Annotated in this window: 17 protein-coding genes; 11 read left to right on the top strand and 6 right to left on the bottom strand. The window is 72.1% G+C overall.

Annotated features, from left to right (window positions below; genetic code table 11):
- The first annotated feature begins 241 nt into the window (after positions 1 to 241).
- Positions 242 to 1,873 carry an FAD-dependent monooxygenase gene (locus tag ACGFYY_RS26565; protein ID WP_365265769.1) on the top strand — a complete coding sequence of 544 codons (1,632 nt, stop codon included), beginning with the start codon at positions 242 to 244 and terminating at the stop codon, positions 1,871 to 1,873.
- Positions 1,874 to 1,923: 50 nt separating this feature from the next.
- Here the strand turns inward: ACGFYY_RS26565 and ACGFYY_RS26570 are convergent, their stop codons facing one another.
- Entirely contained in the window at positions 1,924 to 2,133 is a 210-nt protein-coding gene (locus ACGFYY_RS26570; protein WP_393713027.1) for an acyl-CoA carboxylase epsilon subunit, read from the bottom strand.
- Positions 2,134 to 2,351: 218 nt separating this feature from the next.
- On the opposite strand from ACGFYY_RS26570, the gene ACGFYY_RS26575 reads away from it, so the two are divergent.
- The 5 genes from ACGFYY_RS26575 to ACGFYY_RS26595 all read left to right on the top strand — a co-directional run bounded on the left by ACGFYY_RS26575 (position 2,352) and on the right by ACGFYY_RS26595 (position 7,275).
- Positions 2,352 to 2,573: a hypothetical protein gene (locus ACGFYY_RS26575; RefSeq protein ID WP_365265765.1), complete on the top strand. Its 222-nt coding sequence runs from the start codon at positions 2,352 to 2,354 to the stop codon at positions 2,571 to 2,573.
- A gap of 309 nt (positions 2,574 to 2,882) precedes the next feature.
- Entirely contained in the window at positions 2,883 to 4,325 is a 1,443-nt protein-coding gene (locus tag ACGFYY_RS26580; RefSeq protein WP_393713030.1) for a glycoside hydrolase family 16 protein, read from the top strand.
- Between the two features lie 292 nt (positions 4,326 to 4,617).
- Positions 4,618 to 5,130 carry a pyridoxamine 5'-phosphate oxidase family protein gene (locus ACGFYY_RS26585; protein WP_393713032.1) on the top strand — a complete coding sequence of 171 codons (513 nt, stop codon included), beginning with the start codon at positions 4,618 to 4,620 and terminating at the stop codon, positions 5,128 to 5,130.
- A gap of 131 nt (positions 5,131 to 5,261) precedes the next feature.
- Positions 5,262 to 6,098 carry a class II glutamine amidotransferase gene (locus tag ACGFYY_RS26590; RefSeq protein ID WP_365279154.1) on the top strand — a complete coding sequence of 279 codons (837 nt, stop codon included), beginning with the start codon at positions 5,262 to 5,264 and terminating at the stop codon, positions 6,096 to 6,098.
- 166 nt (positions 6,099 to 6,264) lie between these two features.
- On the top strand, positions 6,265 to 7,275 hold the full coding sequence (locus ACGFYY_RS26595) for a glutathione S-transferase family protein (RefSeq protein ID WP_393713034.1): 1,011 nt from the start codon (positions 6,265 to 6,267) through the stop codon (positions 7,273 to 7,275).
- 44 nt (positions 7,276 to 7,319) lie between these two features.
- Here ACGFYY_RS26595 and ACGFYY_RS26600 read toward each other — a convergent pair whose 3' ends face one another.
- Complete coding sequence (locus ACGFYY_RS26600) at positions 7,320 to 8,204, bottom strand: MBL fold metallo-hydrolase (protein ID WP_393713036.1); 885 nt, start codon at positions 8,202 to 8,204, stop codon at positions 7,320 to 7,322.
- A 128-nt stretch (positions 8,205 to 8,332) separates the two neighbouring features.
- Between ACGFYY_RS26600 and ACGFYY_RS26605 the strand changes: the two genes are divergently transcribed.
- Entirely contained in the window at positions 8,333 to 8,761 is a 429-nt protein-coding gene (locus ACGFYY_RS26605; RefSeq protein ID WP_365279148.1) for a MarR family transcriptional regulator, read from the top strand.
- 89 nt (positions 8,762 to 8,850) lie between these two features.
- Positions 8,851 to 9,912, top strand: coding sequence for a LacI family DNA-binding transcriptional regulator (locus ACGFYY_RS26610; RefSeq protein WP_365279146.1), 1,062 nt, complete (start codon positions 8,851 to 8,853; stop codon positions 9,910 to 9,912).
- 75 nt (positions 9,913 to 9,987) lie between these two features.
- Here the strand turns inward: ACGFYY_RS26610 and ACGFYY_RS26615 are convergent, their stop codons facing one another.
- Entirely contained in the window at positions 9,988 to 10,650 is a 663-nt protein-coding gene (locus ACGFYY_RS26615; protein ID WP_365279143.1) for a DUF4360 domain-containing protein, read from the bottom strand.
- Between the two features lie 280 nt (positions 10,651 to 10,930).
- Here ACGFYY_RS26615 and ACGFYY_RS26620 point away from each other — a divergent pair, with 280 nt between their 5' ends.
- Positions 10,931 to 12,757, top strand: a complete 1,827-nt coding sequence (locus tag ACGFYY_RS26620; RefSeq protein ID WP_393713039.1) for a galactose oxidase-like domain-containing protein — start codon at positions 10,931 to 10,933, stop codon at positions 12,755 to 12,757.
- Here the strand turns inward: ACGFYY_RS26620 and ACGFYY_RS26625 are convergent.
- The gene (locus ACGFYY_RS26625; RefSeq protein WP_365279137.1) at positions 12,754 to 13,341 is read right to left on the bottom strand and encodes a HutD family protein; all 588 of its coding nucleotides are present in this window, start codon (positions 13,339 to 13,341) and stop codon (positions 12,754 to 12,756) included. The two genes, ACGFYY_RS26620 and ACGFYY_RS26625, sit on opposite strands and share 4 nt — an antisense overlap.
- 5 nt (positions 13,342 to 13,346) lie before the next feature.
- Positions 13,347 to 13,784 carry a MarR family winged helix-turn-helix transcriptional regulator gene (locus tag ACGFYY_RS26630; protein WP_393713042.1) on the bottom strand — a complete coding sequence of 146 codons (438 nt, stop codon included), beginning with the start codon at positions 13,782 to 13,784 and terminating at the stop codon, positions 13,347 to 13,349.
- A 154-nt stretch (positions 13,785 to 13,938) separates the two neighbouring features.
- Here ACGFYY_RS26630 and ACGFYY_RS26635 point away from each other — a divergent pair, with 154 nt between their 5' ends.
- Both ACGFYY_RS26635 and ACGFYY_RS26640 read left to right on the top strand, forming a co-directional pair.
- Complete coding sequence (locus ACGFYY_RS26635) at positions 13,939 to 15,477, top strand: MFS transporter (protein ID WP_393713044.1); 1,539 nt, start codon at positions 13,939 to 13,941, stop codon at positions 15,475 to 15,477.
- A 94-nt stretch (positions 15,478 to 15,571) separates the two neighbouring features.
- Positions 15,572 to 16,090 (top strand): DUF664 domain-containing protein, encoded by a 519-nt coding sequence (locus tag ACGFYY_RS26640; RefSeq protein ID WP_393713047.1) that lies wholly within the window; start codon positions 15,572 to 15,574, stop codon positions 16,088 to 16,090.
- Between the two features lie 86 nt (positions 16,091 to 16,176).
- On the opposite strand, the gene ACGFYY_RS26645 is transcribed toward ACGFYY_RS26640, so the two are convergent.
- The gene (locus tag ACGFYY_RS26645) at positions 16,177 to 17,538 is read right to left on the bottom strand and encodes an FAD-dependent oxidoreductase (RefSeq protein ID WP_393713049.1); all 1,362 of its coding nucleotides are present in this window, start codon (positions 17,536 to 17,538) and stop codon (positions 16,177 to 16,179) included.
- Positions 17,539 to 17,590: the final 52 nt, after the last annotated feature.

Consider the following 17,590-nt stretch of genomic DNA (forward strand, 5'->3'; position numbering starts at 1 on the left):
CGCGTACGGACCCCTCGTCCGTCACCGGTGGCGTCCGCCCGGGCCGGCGACCGCCTCGGTGGGGAACGGCAGGCCGGCGCGTCTCAGGGGGAGCCGCTGTCGCTCATCGTCATCCGGGTGGGGACGTACCGCTACATGTCCGGATCAAGCGGGTGACAACCGGCGAATCAACTGGGCCTCATCGCGGATCGGGGGCATAAAGACTCCACTCCCCCACACAGAAAACAGGAGCCCGCAGCTGATGGAAGACAACGCCGATGTTCGCGTACCGGTTCTCGTCGTGGGCGGCTCCCTCGTGGGCCTGTCCACCTCGCTTTTCCTGAGCCGCCACGGAGTGAGGCACCTGCTGGTCGAGAAGCACTCCGGCACCTCCGCGCATCCGCGGGGCCGTGGCATCAACGCCCGGACGATGGAGCTGTTCCGCACGGCAGGGGCGGAGCGCGCGATCCGCCGGGCGGCGTCCGTACTGGAGGGAAATCAGGGCATTCTGCAGGCCCGGTCACTGACCGACGGCGACCACAATTGGCTGGTCAAGTCGATCGACCCGGCCGGGGCACTGGCCCGCTTCAGCCCGACGGGCTGGTGCCTGTGCAGCCAGAACAACATCGAGCCCGTACTGGCCGAACAGAGCCGTGACCTGGGCGCCGACGTCCGGTTCGCCACCGAGCTGATGAGCTTCGACCAGGACGCCACCGGGGTGAACGCCGTGGTGAAGGATCGGGAGACGGGCGAGCACATCACGGTGCGCGCCGACTTCCTGATCGCCGCGGACGGGCCGCGCAGCCCCGTCAGGGAGCAGCTGCGGATCCCCCAGACGGGTAACGGCGAGCTGTTCCACAACGTGAGCGTCACCTTCCGCTCGGAGAAGCTCGTCGAGGTGCTGGGCGACCTGCGCTTCATCGTCTGCTACCTGGTGCGCCCGGGAGCGGACGGGGCACTGCTGCCCGTGGACAACAAGACCCAGTGGGTCTTCCACGCCCCGTGGCACCCGGAGCAGGGCGAGACCCTGGAGGACTTCACCGACGAGCGGTGCGTGGATCAGATCCGCGACGCGATCGGCGTACCCGACCTGGACGTGCAGATCGGCGGCAAGGCGCCGTGGCACGCGGCCGAACGGGTGGCGCAGCGGTATTCGTCCGGTCGGGTGTTCCTGGCCGGGGACGCGGCCCACGAGATGTCCCCCACGGGGGCGTTCGGCTCGAACACGGGTATCCAGGACGCGCACAACCTGGCGTGGAAGATCGCCGCGGTACTGGACGGCTCGGCCGGCATCGAGCTGCTCGACACCTACGAGGCCGAGCGACTGCCCGTGGCCAGGGCCACCAGTGAGCGGGCGTCGGCCCGTTCGGCCGAGCACAGCCACCCGGGGTACGCGCCGCCGCCCACCATGGGCGGCGGGCCCGGCAGCGGGGTCCTGACCACCGCCATGGGCTACCGCTACCCGGCGGGCGCGCTCGTCGGCGGCGAGGCCGGACTGCCCGTCATCCCGGAGACCTTGCGCCTGGTCGGCGACACCGGGACCCGGGCCCCGCACATGTGGGTGACCCGCGCGGGTGAGCGGATCTCCACCCTGGACCTCTACGAGCGCTCGTTCGTGCTGCTCAGCGGTACGGGGACACCGTGGCAGGCGGCCGCGAGGCGGGTGGCCGAGCAACTGACGCTGCGGCTGGACGCCTGCACCATCGGCTCCGGGCCGGATGCGGACCTGGTCCAGGAGGGGCGCTCCGACTGGACCGAGGTCCACGCGATGAGCCCCGAGGGCGCCGTGCTCGTACGGCCGGACGGGTTCGTGGCCTGGCGCTCGGAGGGAGCCGTGGCCGATGCCGCGGCGACGCTGCGCGAGGTCCTCTCGACGGTGCTGCGTCGGGCGTGAGAACCTCGCCCCCGCTTCCGCCGGCCGTGCGTGCGGCCGGCGGAAGGGGTTCAGCGGCAGGCCCAGCAACCTGCCCAGCAGCCGGCGGCCGCTACGGCGGTGCGCCGGCGGCCGGGCTCGACGGCACCGGTCTCGTCGCCGCCGCCGGAGGTCCGTTGGGCGTAACACGCGACGACGACCGCGATCGCGGCCAGTTCCTCAGGGGCGGCGACGCCCCGCTCCACACGCAGCAGGCTCGCTATCGGGACATCCTTCGACATCGGCACGGCCTCTCTCACGGGGGCTGCGCGTGCGCCCGGTCGCGTCGCGAGGGGCGGACCGGCTCGGCTCCGGCGCGGGCGGCACACGGGTGGCTCGGAGCGCTGACGGGACGTGTTCCGCGTGAGCGAACCGGCCGGCGGACTCCGGTGCGAGCACCGGGAGTCCTGTCGCGACCGACGCTACAAGAGCGTGTCGCGCGCGGCATTCCGGACCGCCCGTGGTGACCGGCCACCGGCCGCTGCTGTGCCGGGGCTGCGCGGGCAATCTGTACGCCGTCTGCACCATGGACCACGCGGGCGGGAACACGGTCGGGCAGTGGGAGGTCGACCACGAGATGCCCGTACCGTGCCCGTTGGCCGGTCTGCTGCCGCTGACCGGGACGGCGGCCTCCGTCCATGACCTGCCCGGCGCCGAGGAGGTACTCGGTCCGCCGGTGTGACGTACGGCGAGTTGGTCCGTACGGGTGAGCGCCCTGCCGCCCGCCGACCGTCCGCGGGCGGCCGGCGGGCGGCGCCGGTACGGGCCCCGGTCGGTGGTCGAGCCATCGACCGGAGCCCCTCGCGTTCATTGGTTGAACTCCCCCTGCCCGTAAGCGCTTTGCCGGTTCAATCTCTTGACGGCCCGTGAGGGCGCGGAGGACAGTGTCCAGCGGCGCCGCTCTGAGAGCGCTCTCAGAAGGTTCTCCGGGCGCCGATCCGCTGACCCTTCCCCCCGCACCGCGCCTCGGCGCGCTTGAGAGAGGGCATCCATGCACGAGACATCCGGCAGGAAGCGGCCGACGGTCCGGCGGGCCGTACTCGCCGCACTCAGCACGATCACCGTGGTCGCGGCAGCCGCCGCGGCCGTGGTCCTGCCCGCGAGCGCCGCGGCTCCCCCCGCACCGACCGGCTGGTCCCAGGTGTTCCTGGACGACTTCGACGGAGCCGCGGGATCCGGGGTGAACACCGCCGACTGGCAGTACACCACCGGCACCTCCTACCCCGGCGGACCCGCCAACTTCGGTACCGGCGAGATCGAGACGATGACCGCCGACCCCTCCAACGTCTCGCTCGACGGCGCGGGCAACCTGCGCATCACCCCGCGCCGGGACGCCGCCGGCAACTGGACGTCCGGCCGTATCGAGACCCGACGGGCCGACTTCGAGCCACCTGCGGGCGGCAAGCTCCGGTCGGAGGCCCGCATCCAGATGCCGAACGTGACGGGCCCGGCCGCCAAGGGCTACTGGCCGGCGTTCTGGATGCTCGGCGCCCCCTACCGCGGCAACTGGTGGAACTGGCCGGGCATCGGCGAGATCGACATCCTGGAGAACGTCCAGGGCCTCAACAACGTCTGGGCCACCCTGCATTGCGGCACGAGCCCCGGTGGCCCCTGCAACGAGACCTCCGGGATCGGCGGGCAGCGCGCCTGCCCCGGCGCCACGTGCCAGGCCGGCTTCCACACGTACGCCGTGGAGTGGGACCGCTCGACCGCTGTCGAGGAGATGCGCTTCTACGTCGACGAGTTCAACTTCCATACGGTGCGGGCCGATCAGGTCGACGCGACGACCTGGACCGATGCCACGAACCACGGCTACTTCATCATCCTGAACGTCGCCATGGGCGGCGGATTCCCGGACGCCTTCGGCGGCGGCCCGGACGCCGGCACCCAGCCCGGGCACGCGATGGTCGTCGACTACGTGTCCGTCCTCCGGTCGACGGGCGGCACCACACCTCCCACCACGCCGCCCACCACTCCCCCGACGACACCGCCCACCACCCCGCCGACCACACCGCCCGGTCAGCGCGACGCGTACACGGCGATCCGGGCCGAGTCCTACGACGGCCAGTCGGGCCTGTCCAAGGAGAGCACCACCGACAGCGGCGGCGGTCAGAACGTCGCGGCGATCGGCAACGGCGACTGGGCGCTCTTCCGGGGCGTCGACTTCGGCGCCACCCCGGCCCGGCAGTTCTACGGGCGCGTGGCGAGCGGTGCCGCCGGCGGGGTCAGCGGCCTGGTCGAGGTCCGGCTCGACAACCCGGCCTCGGCGCCGGTCGGCAGCTTCTCGGTCGCCTCCACCGGCGGCTGGCAGAGCTGGCGGACGGTACCCGCGAACATCACGGCCGTCACCGGCACCCATGACGTCTACCTGACCTTCGCCAGCGGCCAGCCGGCCGACTTCGTGAACGTCAACTGGTTCGACTTCGGCCACTGACGGCCGGTGGCGGGGGGGGGGGGGGGGGCGCCCGCGGGGGGGGCGGGGCCCCCCCCCGGGGGGGGCCCCCCCCCCCCCGCGGAGACCAGCGTCCCAACCCCCCCAGCCGCGACCCCCCCCCACCCCCCGCGCCCCTTCCTACAACAACCATGTGGGCGGGCGCCCCCCCCCCGCGGGGGGGGGCCCCCCCCCCCCCCCGGCGGGCGCCCCCCCCCCCCCCCCCACCGCGTGGGCGGCGCCTCCCGGCGGCCCCGGTGCACACTGGAGGCCGACCGCCTCAGGAGGACAGCCCATGGCCGACGAGGAACCCCGCGCCGAACTGGACGCGCGCTACAGCGACGAACGGGCGAAGGCCGTGCCCTGGCGGGAGGCCGTCACCCGGCTGGCCGCGGCGGAGCTGTACTGGCTGACGACCGTACGCCCCGACGCGCGGCCGCACGTCACGCCGCTGATCGGCGTCTGGGCGGAGGGCGCCCTGCACTTCTGCACCGGACCCGACGAACGCAAGGCCAAGAACCTCCGCGGCAACAAGCACGTCGTCCTCACCACCGGCACCAACACCCTCCACGAGGGATTCGACCTGGTCGTCGAGGGGGTGGCGGCCCGGGTCACGGATCCCGAGCGGCTGCGCCGGCTGGCCGCCGCCTGGGAGGCGAAGTACGGCGCCGAGTGGCACTTCGACATCGGCGACGGTGTCTTCGTGAGTCCCGACGCGGGCGAGGCGGTGGTCTTCGCGGTGCGTCCGAGCACGGCCTTCGGATTCGGCAAGGGCGGATACAGCCAGACGCGCTGGCTCTTCTCCTGAACCCGCCCCCGCCCTGCCCCGCCCCCGCGCGTCCCGCCTGTCCCGCCTGTCCCGCCTGTCCCGCCTGTCCCGCGGGAACCGTGACGTCGGTGGGGTTAGGCTCGGAGCAGGTCGCGAAGGGGATGGTGCGCATGTGTCGGTGGCTCGCCTACTCGGGTTCGCCCATGCTCCTCGACACCGTGCTCTACCGCGCGGAGCACTCGCTGATCAACCAGAGCCTCCGCTCCCGGATGGGCGCGGAACCGACCAACGGCGACGGCTTCGGCATCGGCTGGTACAGCGCCGACGGCGACGGCACACCAGCGGTCTTCCGGGACGTGGGCCCGGCCTGGAACAGCCGCAACCTGCAGGAACTCGCGGCGCACGTGCGCTCGCCGCTGTTCTTCGCGCACGTCCGTGCCTCGACGGGTTCGGCGATCCAGCAGTCCAACTGCCACCCGTTCCGCCACGGCCGCTGGCTGTGGATGCACAACGGCGCGATCGCGGACTTCCACCGGCTGCAGCGTGACCTGTGCATGGCCGTCGATCCCGCACTGTTCCCGTGCATCGAGGGGTCCACGGACTCCGAGGTGATGTTCTACCTGGCGGTCACCTTCGGCCTCGACCAGGACCCCCCGGGTGCGGTGGCCAGGATGGCGGGACTGGTGGAGCGGCTCGGCAAGGAGCACGGCGTGCCCGAGCCGCTCCAGATGACGGTGGCGGTGAGCGACGGCGAGCGCGTCTGGGCCTTCCGCTACTCCAGCCAGGGGAAGTCCCGGTCCCTGTACTACAGCAGCAGGGCCGAGACCGTCCGCCACCTCCATCCGGAGCTGCCCTACCTCAAGGAGGTCTCGGACGAGACCCGCCTCGTGGTCTCCGAGCCGCTCGGTGACCTGCCCGGCGTGTGGAACGAGCTCCCCGAGAGCAGCTACGCGGTGATCCCCTCCGGCCCCCACGCGGACTACCTGCCGTTCCTGCCCGAACTGTGACCCCGCGGGACCCGGCGGGGGCGTAGCGGGCGAGGTGCCGGGTAGGCGCTGCTGCGAAGGACGTACCCGATGTCACCGTCCGTGTCCACATCGGCACGGTGGAGCGGTCACGGGGAGACGGTGAAGCGGAACCACACCCTTGGCACAGGGAAGGCAGGGGCCTGACGTGAGCTATGTGAACCGGGGCGCGGCCTACGCGCGCGACAGCCGGTACATCACCACCCGGATCACCGCCGACGGACGCGAGGGCTTCGCCGTCGAGCCGGGCCGCTACCGGCTGGTGGTCAGCCGGGCGTGCCCCTGGGCGAGCCGTGCCGTGGTCGTACGTCGACTCCTCGGGCTGGAGAAGGCGCTCCCGATGGCGGTGGCGGGTCCGACGCACGACGAGCGGAGCTGGCGGTTCGACCTCGATCCCGGGGGCCGCGACCCGGTGCTCGGCATCGAGCGGCTCCAGGAGGCCTACCTCGCCCGCGACCCCGACTACGACCGGGGCATCACCGTTCCGGCCGTCGTCGACGTCCCGACCGGCAAGGTGGTGACCAACGACTTCGCCCAGCTCACGATCGACATGTCGGTGGAGTGGGCCGCGCACCACCGCGAGGGGGCTCCCGCGCTCTACCCGACCGAGCTGCGGGCGGAGATCGACGCCGTGAACGAGACCGTCTACCGGGAGGTGAACAACGGCGTCTACCGTGCGGGCTTCGCCGGGTCCCAGGAGTCCTACGCCTCGGCGTACGAGCAGCTCTTCGCCCGGCTCGACCGGCTCACGGAGCGGCTCGGGGCGTCCCGTTACCTGGTCGGCGACACCATCACCGAGGCCGACGTGCGGCTGTTCACCACCCTCGTCCGCTTCGACGCCGTCTACCACGGCCACTTCAAGTGCAACCGGCAGAAGCTGTCGGAGATGCCGGTGCTGTGGGCCTACGCCCGCGACCTGTTCCAGACCCCCGGCTTCGGCGACACCGTGGACTTCGACCACATCAAGCGTCACTACTATCTGGTGCACGAGGACATCAACCCGACCGGCATCGTGCCCGCCGGGCCGGACCTCTCGGGCTGGCTCGCACCGCACGACCGGGAGGCGCTCGGCGGCCGTCCTTTCGGCGACGGCACCGCCCCCGGGCCGCTCGTGCCCGAGGAGGCCGTCCCGGCGGGTTCGAACCCGCTCTCGTCCTGATCCCGCGCCGGGCGGCCGTCGCCCCGGATCCCGGGAGCCCGACCTCAGCCGTCCAGGGGGCGCCAGGCCGGGCCGTCCCCGTCCGACCGGACGTGCCCGAACACCACGTCGGCGAAGTGGACGCCGAAGCCGATGGTGTCGGGCTCCGCCAGTTCGGCGACGAGGCGGTGGCGGTGACCGGCGGTCAGGGTGCCGTCGTGGTCGAAGCCCGAGGACCACGCCGGATGGTCGATCTGGAGCGGCGAGTGCACGGCGTCCCCGAAGGCGATCAGCCGGCGCCCGCCGCCGGTGATCACGTACTCGGCGTGCCCGACGGTGTGGCCGGGGGTGATCCGTACCCGCACGCCGGGGAAGATCTCCTGGCCGTCCGCGATCGTACGCACGCGCGGCGCCAGGGCCGCGACCTGCTCGGCCATGCCCTGGGCCGCCAGGAGGTCGCGCCCCGCCCATTCGAGCTCCGAGACCAGGTACTCGGCGTGCGCGAAGACCGGCCCCACGCCACCGGGCGCGGGGTGGCAGGCCCAACCGAGGTGGTCGGCGTGCAGGTGGGTGAAGGCCACCGCTTCGACGTCCTCGGGACGGCGACCGAGTTCGGCCAGACTGCGCACCAGCGAGCCGCCCCGGATCGTGGCGAGCGGGCCGTCCGGGGCCGCGTGCTCCTGCGGCCCGAAGCCCGCGTCGATCAGCAGGGCACGGCCCCCGTGCTCGACGAGCAGGCCGCCGACGCTCCCCACGAGGTGCCCCTCGGGGTCCAGGTACTCCGGATGCGCGGCCCACACCTCGTCGGTGCTGTCCGGGAGCAGTGCGGGCGGGCGCAGCCGTACGTCGCCGTCCGGCACGTACGACACCTTGGTGTCGCCCAGCCGTAGCGAGCGGATTCCCGCCGGTCGGCGCAGTCGTACGTCCTCGATCGCCGTCAAGTCGGCCATGGGTTCTCTCCTGTGATCTGCCATCAGGTCGCCGCGGTTCGCCCCGGCGACGACGCCACCATAAACATCAAATTCGAATCATTCAAGTTGTAATTATTTCGGCTTCACGGACTTGCTAGGGTGGTGGTATGACGACGCCCCCGGAGCAGCAGGCCATCGCCGAGCGACAGCTGTGCGGTCTGGTGAACGGGCTCGCCCAACGCATCGCGGAACACGTGAGGGAGCGCGCCGCCGCCCTGGGCCTGACCGCGTCCCAGGCGACCGCGCTGCGGGAGATGAGCGGGCCGATGACCATGCGCGAGCTCGCCGAGCGCATGAGCTGCGAGCCCTCCAACACCACGTTCGTCGTCGACAAGCTGGAGAAGCAGAGCCTGATCGGGCGTCATCCGCACCCCACCGACCGGCGCGCGAAACAGCTCGTCCTCACCGACGAAGGCACCGCGCTCCGCGAACGCCTCCTCGCGCTCCTGGCGGTCGACTCCCCGCTGGCCGGCCTCGCCCCGGAGGAGCAGAGCGCGCTTCGGGGCCTGCTGGAGCGGGCCGCGACCCGGCCGTAACCCGCCTACGGGGCAGCGACCGGGGGCGATCACCGGTTACCCTGCTGCCCGTCGAGGCCACCGTCCGTGGACACCCTGGAGGAGCATCCGTGACCGAGCCGCGTCCCGGCAGCCGCCCCACCCTGGAGGCCGTCGCCGAGCACGCCGGGGTGTCCCGGGCCACCGCGTCCCGCGTGGTCAACGGCGGCGACGGGGTCCGCGCGCATCTGGTGGACCGGGTGCGTACGGCGATCCGCGAGCTGGGGTACGTCCCCAACCACGCGGCCCGTACCCTCGTCACCCGGCGCACCGGGGCCGTAGCGGTGATCATCGCCGAGCCGGAGATCCGGATCTTCTCGGACCCGTTCTTCTCGCGCCAGGTCCGCGGCATCGCCAAGGAGTTGACCGCGCACGACACCCAGCTCGTCCTGCTGCTGGTCGAGGACCGCGGCGACTACGACCGGATCGAGCGGTACCTGGCGGGCGGCCACGTCGACGGCGCCCTCGCCTTCTCCCTGCACACGGACGACCCGCTGCCCGCCATCACCCGCCGGATCGGCATGCCCACGGTCTTCGGGGGCCGGCCCGGCTGGACCACCGGGACCGGGGTGGGCGAGGACGAGGGCGTGGCCTACGTGGACGCCGACAACCGCGGTGGCGCGCGGGAGGCGGTGCGCTACCTGCTGGCGCAGGGGCGGCGGCGGATCGCGCACATCGCCGGCCCGCTCGACCAGACCTCGGCGGCCGACCGCCTGAGCGGCTACCGGGACGCGCTGGCGGCGGCCGGCCCCGAGCTGTTCGCCGAGGGGGACTTCACCCCGGCGGGCGGGGCCCGCGCGATGGCGGAGCTACTGGACCGGGACGCCGGGATCGACGCCGTCTTCGCGGGGAACGACCTGATGGCGACCGGCGCGCTGCGCGTCCTGCGGGAGAGCGGTCGCACGGTGCCCGGGGACGTGGCGCTGGTCGGTTTCGACGACGCCGAACCGGTGGCGGAGAGCGCCGATCCGCCGCTGACGACCGTACGTCAGGACATAGAGGGCATGGGCCGCCTGATGGCACGACTGTTGATGGGCCGTCTGAACGGCGACCCGCACGGCGGTCCGCGCGGGCGGACCGTACCCGATCCGGTGATCACGGCCACGGCCCTGGTGCGGCGGGCGTCGGCCTGATCCGGCGCCGGACACGACGTGGGGGCCCACCGACGGCGGGCCCCCACGCACGCACGTGGAGCGGGCGTTCCCGGATCAGCGTCGAACCGGGCACTGCTTCCAGGAGAAGTGGTACACGCTGTTGATGCTGCCGTCGGTCGAGTCGAGCGCCATGAAGCTGGTGTGCGACGGGTCCGAGGTACCGACCTCCGCGCGCAGCTCGGTGTTGATGTTGAAGTTGCGCTGCTCGCCGCAGGGCGCGAAGACCAGGGCCTCGATGCCCGTGGTGTCGGTCGCCTGCCAGTTGTCGACGAGTTCGCCGGTGAACTTGTGGGTGCGGTACGCGGTCTGGCTCATGCCCTGGAAGTAGTAGCTGGCCTTCTGCGTGCCGACCGCGCCCGGCGCGAGGCTGCCGAAGCCGCGGTAGTCCACCTTGGCCACGGCGTAGGTGTAGCCCTGGGGGACGTGGACGTCGAGGGAGAGGAGGCAGTTCTTGCGGCCCTCGACGGCGGAGACACCGCCGCCGGCCTGGGCCAGGTACTCGCTGTAGGTGACGGTGAAGGCCGAGTTGTCCGGCGACACGGCGACGGCGGCACTGCCTGGACGGCAGCCCGATCCGTTCACGGAGGCGACGTCCACGGTCACCTGGTCGGTGGGGGCCGCGGGCGCCGAGGACGAGGCCCCGGCGGCGGGGGTGAGCGCGACGAGGGCCGCGGTCACGGCGGCGGCGGTGAATCCGGTGCGGAGGGACTTGATCACACCGTCATGGATAGCGGTCCACGGCCGTCCCGGTCGGGCGACGGGCACGCGGTCTCACCTCGATGGCCGTAGCCCATCACCGCAGAAACGATAAATCGACCTAAATCACTCCACTGAATGGCCCCAGGTGGCCCGAAGCATCGAGTCGCACCGGTCACTTCTCGGCATTTTTCCTAACATCGGCGAGGTCCTTCAGGCAATCAGCGGGTTCTGGAGCCGACCGGGGCGCCGGCCACCGAGGCTCCGGGGCCACGGGGGCCCTCCTGCGGTGAGGAGTTCCATGTCCCGCGCACCACGGCCGTCCCGCGCATCACGGCCGCGCTCCGCCGCCCTGACGGCACTGGCGCTCGCCGGCGCCCTGACCCTCGCCGTGGCCGGACCGGCTACGGCCTTCGCCACGGCCCATCACACCGACGACGAGGCCGGGGTGCTCGGCGAGGACCACGCCCGCGCGCACGCGCGGCTGCGCGAGGCCGCCCAGGGCCATCAGGGCTATCCGCAGGCGAAGCGCACGTCGAGCCTGGCCGCGCTGCGCGAGTCCCAGCGCAAGGGCAACGCGGCGTTCGACGCGGCCCGGTTCGGCCGGTTCACCGAGTTCTTCCCCTCCCCCGACTTCGGCGTCCACATGGCCCAGCTGCCGACGGGCAAGGTGTTGCTCTTCTCCTTCGAGCGGGTGGAGACCGATCCCACCAAGGAGACCGGGCCCACCAACACGGTCGGCCGGACCAACGCGGGCCGCGCCTACCTCTGGGACCCCGCCCGCGGCACCGGGGCCAAAGCCTTCGAGAACGTACCGCCACCGGTGGTGTTGATGCCCGACGGCGCCTACGCCCCGCGCCCGGCGCCGTTCTTCTGCGCCGGTCATTCCTACCTCCCCAACGGCATGGTGGGGGTGTTCGGCGGCAACGTCGGCGGCAAGGGCGGCAGCGGCGCCAAGCTGTCCTTCGTGTTCGACCCGTGGACCGAGAAGTGGTTCCGCAACCGCGACATGGCGGTGGGCCGTTGGTATCCCTCGGTGGTGACCGGGCCGGACGGTCGGCAGATCATCATGTCCGGCCAGTCCGAGCGCGGTACGGGCACCCCCACTCCGGTGGTGGAGCGCTTCCCCGCGCTCGGGCGGCCCGTGCCCTGGCGTTCGTACGACATCCCGGCGAACGTCCCCGCGGGACGGCTCCGGTCCGAGGCCCCCTTCCGGAACGACTATCCGCACCTCTTCTCGCTGCGGGACGGGAAGATCTACGGACTCGGCCGCGACGCCGACCAGCAGTGGCTGTTCGACCCGGTCAAGGACACCCGCACGAATCTCCCCCGACGGCCGGCCGACTTCCGGGGCTACGGTTCGGCCGTGCCGCTCCCGGCCGGTCTCCGGGGCCCGGACTCCGTCCTGGTGCTCGGCGGCGACCCGCGCGACCCGCTCACGTACCGGCTCTCCGGCGGCCGCTGGAGCATCGAGGAACCACGGGCCTTCGGCCGCACCCAGGACGGGACCCTGATCCTGCCCGACGGAACCCTGATCACGGTGAACGGTGCCCTGGACACCCGGAACTACGGCAACGGGCCCTTCAACCCGAAGGCCGATCCGAAGTACCGGCAGATCGAACTGCGCGACGCCCGCGGCCATTGGAAGCTCGGTCCGGCCCAGCGGCTGCCCCGCGGCTACCACTCCAACGCCCTGGTCCTGCCGGACGGCCGGATGATGGTCACCGGCGACGAGCTCCAGCAGATCGCCAACGATCCCGACATCAAGGACGGGATGGACGGCAGCATCGAGCTGTACGAGCCCGCCTACCTGCACCGGGGCGCCCGACCGGCGCTCGACCGGGCGCCCCGGGGCGACCTCGCCCACGACACGGTCTTCCAGGTCACGAGCTCGACGGCGAAGGACGTCACGCGCGCCGTGCTGCTGGCGCCGACGACCGTCACCCACTCGGTGAACACCAGCCAGCGCCACCTGGACCTGCGGATCACCGGCGTCCAGGGCGCCACGATCGGGCTCCGCACGCCCCCGACCGCGGCCGACGCCCCGCCCGGGTACTACATGCTCTTCCTGCTCGACGCCAAGGGCGTGCCCAGCACCGCGAAATGGATCAAACTGGGCACCCGCTAGACGGCGTCGAAGCTCACCACGGCCGCGCGGCCGGTCGTACGGATCCGGCAGTCGAGCGGGCCCGTCAGCAGGGCCGCGTCGTACGGGAGCAGGTCCGCGCGGTCACCGGGCCGTTCGAGTACCGCCGGTCCCTCCAGGGCGGCCACCAGCAGGGTGCCGCCCGGCGGGACCGTAAGGGCGAGCGCGCCCCGTACGACGGCGGTCCGCGCCTCCACCGCACCCCTGCGGTACATCACGTTGAAGTTCACGACGGGGCCGGCGAGGAGCAGGCAGTCGGTCGGCTCGTCTCCCGGGAAGTCCTGCGGTGCGAACCGTTCGTCCACGAGCCGGCGTACGCCCGCCACCGTGAGGTCCATCCCCGCGCCCTCGGCGAGGGTCAGGGTGCGTGCGACACCGGGGAAGGCCGAGAAGGGGCCGTCGGCCCCGACCTCGGCCAGGCTCACGCGCCAGCCGAAGTCGTCCATGCCGGCGCCCTCGGGCCAGGCCGCGATCTCCCGGGTGACTCCCCCGCCGTTCTTCCAGACGGTAGCGGTCCGGTCGGCCGCCCGAAGGATCCGGATCCCGGCGCCGCTCGCCGCCCCCACGGCGATCAGGCCTTTTCCATCGAGGGGCGCAGGCGGCCCAGCAGGGCGTAGAGCGTCGCGCTCTCGGCCTCGTCGAGGGTGTCCAGGGCGCCGTGCATGGCCTGCATCTCCTCGCGTACGCGGCGGATGACCTCGCGGCCCGCGTCCGTCGCGACGACGTTCTTCACGCGGCGGTCGGTCGGGTTCGCCTCCCGGCGCACCAGCTCGCGGGCCTCCAGGCGGTCGACGATGCCGGTCACGTTGGAGGCGTCGCACACCAGCAGGGTGGCGAGGCCGCGCATGGGCACGGGGCCGTCGAGCTGGGCGAGGACCCTGGCCTGCGTGGAGGTCAGGCCGTGCTGGGCCGCGGCTGCCGCGAACTCGCGCCATTGGGCGGTGCCGATCGCGGCGAGCAGCTCCAGCAGCTGGAGCTTGGTGGGGGTCTGCGTGGCGGTGTCGCTCATACCTGGAGCGTACTCAGGATGCTTCACATTATCAATTGTTTACTTGACCACCTTAACTATCGACGTCTACCGTCGGTCGAGTTACTTGAGAAGGTCAAACATCTGCGTTCCGAAGCTCTTCAGCTCCGAAACACGAAGAAGGTTCACCCCAGCCATGAGCACCCACTCCCCCGCCACCCCGGCCGCCGGGCACCGGAACGAGACGGTCATCGTCTTCGCCCTGAGCCTGGCCGCCATGGTCGTGTCGATGATGCAGACCCTGCCGGTCCCGATCCTCGGCCTCATCCGCGAAGACCTCGGCACGACCACGGCCAACGTGAGCTGGGTGACCACCGCGACCCTGCTGTCGGCCGCCGTCTTCACCCCGCTGCTCGGCCGGTTCGGCGACCAGCACGGCAAGAAGCCCACCCTGGTCGCCGTGCTCGGCGTCATGGTCGTCGGCTCCGTCATCGCCGCCCTGGCGTCCTCGCTGCCGCTGCTGATCCTGGGCCGGGTGCTCCAGGGTGCCGCCACCGCGATCTTCCCGCTGGCCCTGTCGGTCCTGCGCGAGGAAGTCCGCCCGCAGAAGCTTCCGGGCGCGATGGCCCTGGTCAGCGGCACGCTCGCGTTCGGCAGCGGGCTCGCGCTCGTCGCGACCGGGCTGCTCACCTCCGGTTCCGGCGCGGACTACCGCAACGCCTTCTGGATGGCGACCGGCTTCGCGCTGCTCGCCCTGCTCGCGGTGGTGTTCCTGGTCCCGGCGACCCGCCACAAGACCGGCGGCCGCACCGACTTCCTCGGCGCGCTGACCCTCGGCATCGCGCTGCTCCTGCTCCTGCTGCCGATCTCCCAGGGCCACGAGTGGGGCTGGGACTCCGCCCGTACGCTGGGCAGCTTCGCCGGCGCCGCCGTGATGGCCGCCGTCTGGGTGCTCGTCGAGCGCAAGGTGCGTGAGCCGCTCGTCGACATGAGGATGTTCGTCCACCGCCCGGTGCTGATGGCCAACCTGGCCGGCGTCCTCGTCGGCTTCGGCATGTTCGCGAACTTCCTCGGCGTCTCGTACCTCGTCCAGATGCCCGAGGCCCTCACCGGCTACGGCTTCGACGCCTCCATCCTGCGCGCCTCCGTACAGTTCCTGCTGCCCGGCGCCATCGTCTCGCTGCTCGCCTCGCCCGTGGGCGGCCAGATCGTGCGCCACCGCGGTCCGCGTACGGCCCTGGCCCTGGCCGCGGCGCTCGGCGCGGCCGGCTTCGCCTGGCTCGGCCTGGACCACCAGCACAGCTTCTCGGTGATCGGCGCCGGGCTCGTCGTCGGCGCGGCCGTCAGCTTCGGCTACGCGGCCATGCCCGCCGTGATCATGTCCAGCGTCCCGCACCACCAGAGCGGCATCGCCAACGGCATCAACTCGATCTCCCGTTCCACGGGCAGCGCGATCGGCAGCGCCGTCGTCACCACGATCCTGGCCTCCAAGACCATCGAGCACCTGCCGGCGGGGGTTCCCCCGCTGCCGGCCGAGTCCGGATTCACCCTCACCTTCGGAATCGGCGCGGTGGCCTTCGCGCTGGTCGCGGTGATCGGCTGGATCGGCCTGCGGAGCGGGCACGGCACCGTGGCCGCGGCCGCCGGACAGCCCGTGGCGGCCGCCACGGTGACCGAGCAGGCGGACACGGCCGAGAAGGTCGAAAAGGTCGAGAAGGTCGACGCCACCCGCTGACCGACCGCCCCGTCGCCCGACCCGCCGGCCCGGCGGCCCGACCTCCGCGTGTCGCTCGCGGCGGTCGGGCCCCCGGGCCTTGCATGGTGGAGCCATGAAGGCTACGGACGTCATCGCCGACGGTTTCGGACGCATCCGGGAGATCGTGCACGAGGTCGTGGAAGGGGTCCCGCCCGAGCTGCTCAACGCTCGCGTGGACCCGGCGGCGAACTCGGTCACCTGGCTCGTCTGGCATCTGACCCGGGTCCAGGACGACCACATCGCGGACGCGGCCGGCACCGAGCAGGTGTGGGACACCGAAGGCTGGGCGGACCGCTTCGCCCTGCCGCTGCCCGCCGGGTCGACCGGGTACGGTCACTCGCCGCGGGACGTCTACACCGTACGGGTCGACTCGGGCGAGCTGCTCCTGGGCTATTTCGACGCGGTGCACGAGCGGACCGCGCGGTACGTCCGTGGACTGGCCGCCGCCGATCTGGACCGGGTGGTCGACGAACGCTGGGACCCGCCGGTCACCCTCGGGGTACGCCTGGTCAGCGTGCTCGGGGACGACCTTCAGCACGCCGGGCAGGCGGCCTTCGTACGGGGCGTGCTGGAGCGGGACCAGGGCCTCTGAGGAAACCGCGGCCCCGCGGCGCCCGCGGGCGGCGCGCCCGGACGCACGGAGGCCGGGACCCTCTACGGGTCCCGGCCCTCCATCTCTTACGCTCCGCTCGCCTCGAGCATGCCCTCGCGCTCGACGATCTTCACCCGCTCGCGGCCCTGGGGCTCACCGAGGGCCTTCTCCGCCGCGTCCAGCCGGTGCCAGCCCTCCCACGTCGTGTACCGGACGCCGCGCTCGGCGAGGAAGGCCTCCACGGCCTCCGGCGCCGGGGCGGTCGGCTCGCTCAGGCGGCCTTCGGCGTGGTCGGCGAGCAGGTTCGCGACGGTCTCGTTCGCGTCGCCCTTGGTGTGGCCGATCAGGCCGACCGGACCGCGACGGATCCATCCGGTGACGTACGTCGACCGCAGGTGGCCACCGGCGTCGATCACGCGGCCGCCCTCGTCCGGGACGGTGCCCGACTCGACGTCCCAGGGGAGCTTGGGCAGCTCGTCGGAGAGGTAGCCCACGGCCCGGTAGACGGACTGGATGTCCCAGTCGGTGAAGTTGCCGGTGCCCTTGACGTTGCCCGTGCCGTCGAGCTCGGTTCGCTCGGTGCGCAGTCCGACGACCTTGCCGTCCTCGCCGAGGATCTCGGCGGGCGACTCGAAGAAGTGCAGGAACAGCTTGTGCGGGCGCTCGCCGATGTCGCGGATCGCCCAGTTCTCCAGGGTCTTGGCGACCATGTCGGCCTGCTTGTTCGCGCGACGGGTGGCTATGGAGCCCTCGTCGTAGTCGATGTCCTCGGGGTTGACGATGACCTCGATGTTGGGCGAGTGGTCCAGCTCGCGCAGCTCCATCGGGCTGAACTTGGCCTGCGCCGGACCGCGGCGTCCGAAGACGTGCACCTCCAGGGCCTTGTTCGCCTTGAGGCCGTCGTAGACGTTGGCCGGGATCTCGGTCGGCAGCAGCTCGTCGGCCGTCTTCGCGAGGATGCGGGCGACGTCGAGGGCGACGTTGCCGACGCCGAGCACGGCGACCTTCTCGGCCTCCAGCGGCCAGGTGCGCGGGACGTCCGGGTGGCCGTCGTACCAGGAGACGAAGTCGGCGGCGCCGTAGGAGCCGTCGAGGTCGACGCCCGGGATGGTGAGCGCGCGGTCGGCCGTGGCGCCGGTGGAGAAGATCACGGCGTCGTAGAAGGACTGCAGCTCGTCGAGGCTGATGTCGTTCGGGTAGTCGACGTTGCCGAAGAGGCGGACCTGCGGCTTGTCGAGCACCTGGTGAAGGGCGGTGATGATGCCCTTGATCCGGGGGTGGTCGGGGGCGACGCCGTACCGGATCAGGCCGAAGGGCGCGGGCATCCGCTCGAAGAGGTCGATGGACACGCCGGGCTCGACGGCTGCCTCGGACTTCAGCAGCGCGTCGGCGGCGTAGATACCGGCGGGGCCGGCACCGACGATTGCTACCCGCAGAGGGCGAGGCATGACAGAGGTTCCCTTCGAGCGACGGCAAGGTGGATCAAAGGGAACCCTAAAC

Source organism: Streptomyces sp. NPDC048331, from assembly GCF_043201215.1.
GTDB lineage: Bacteria > Actinomycetota > Actinomycetes > Streptomycetales > Streptomycetaceae > Streptomyces.

Excerpts from the sequence above, each read along its gene's own strand:
- ACGFYY_RS26565 (WP_365265769.1), top strand. The coding sequence starts at position 242 with ATGGAAGACAACGCCGATGTTCGCGTACCGGTTCTCGTCGTGGGCGGC.
- ACGFYY_RS26570 (WP_393713027.1), bottom strand. The coding sequence starts at position 2,133 with ATGTCGAAGGATGTCCCGATAGCGAGCCTGCTGCGTGTGGAGCGGGGC.
- ACGFYY_RS26580 (WP_393713030.1), top strand. The coding sequence starts at position 2,883 with ATGCACGAGACATCCGGCAGGAAGCGGCCGACGGTCCGGCGGGCCGTA.
- ACGFYY_RS26585 (WP_393713032.1), top strand. The coding sequence starts at position 4,618 with ATGGCCGACGAGGAACCCCGCGCCGAACTGGACGCGCGCTACAGCGAC.
- ACGFYY_RS26590 (WP_365279154.1), top strand. The coding sequence starts at position 5,262 with ATGTGTCGGTGGCTCGCCTACTCGGGTTCGCCCATGCTCCTCGACACC.
- ACGFYY_RS26600 (WP_393713036.1), bottom strand. The coding sequence starts at position 8,204 with ATGGCCGACTTGACGGCGATCGAGGACGTACGACTGCGCCGACCGGCG.
- ACGFYY_RS26605 (WP_365279148.1), top strand. The coding sequence starts at position 8,333 with ATGACGACGCCCCCGGAGCAGCAGGCCATCGCCGAGCGACAGCTGTGC.
- ACGFYY_RS26620 (WP_393713039.1), top strand. The coding sequence starts at position 10,931 with ATGTCCCGCGCACCACGGCCGTCCCGCGCATCACGGCCGCGCTCCGCC.
- ACGFYY_RS26630 (WP_393713042.1), bottom strand. The coding sequence starts at position 13,784 with ATGAGCGACACCGCCACGCAGACCCCCACCAAGCTCCAGCTGCTGGAG.
- ACGFYY_RS26635 (WP_393713044.1), top strand. The coding sequence starts at position 13,939 with ATGAGCACCCACTCCCCCGCCACCCCGGCCGCCGGGCACCGGAACGAG.
- ACGFYY_RS26640 (WP_393713047.1), top strand. The coding sequence starts at position 15,572 with ATGAAGGCTACGGACGTCATCGCCGACGGTTTCGGACGCATCCGGGAG.
- ACGFYY_RS26645 (WP_393713049.1), bottom strand. The coding sequence starts at position 17,538 with ATGCCTCGCCCTCTGCGGGTAGCAATCGTCGGTGCCGGCCCCGCCGGT.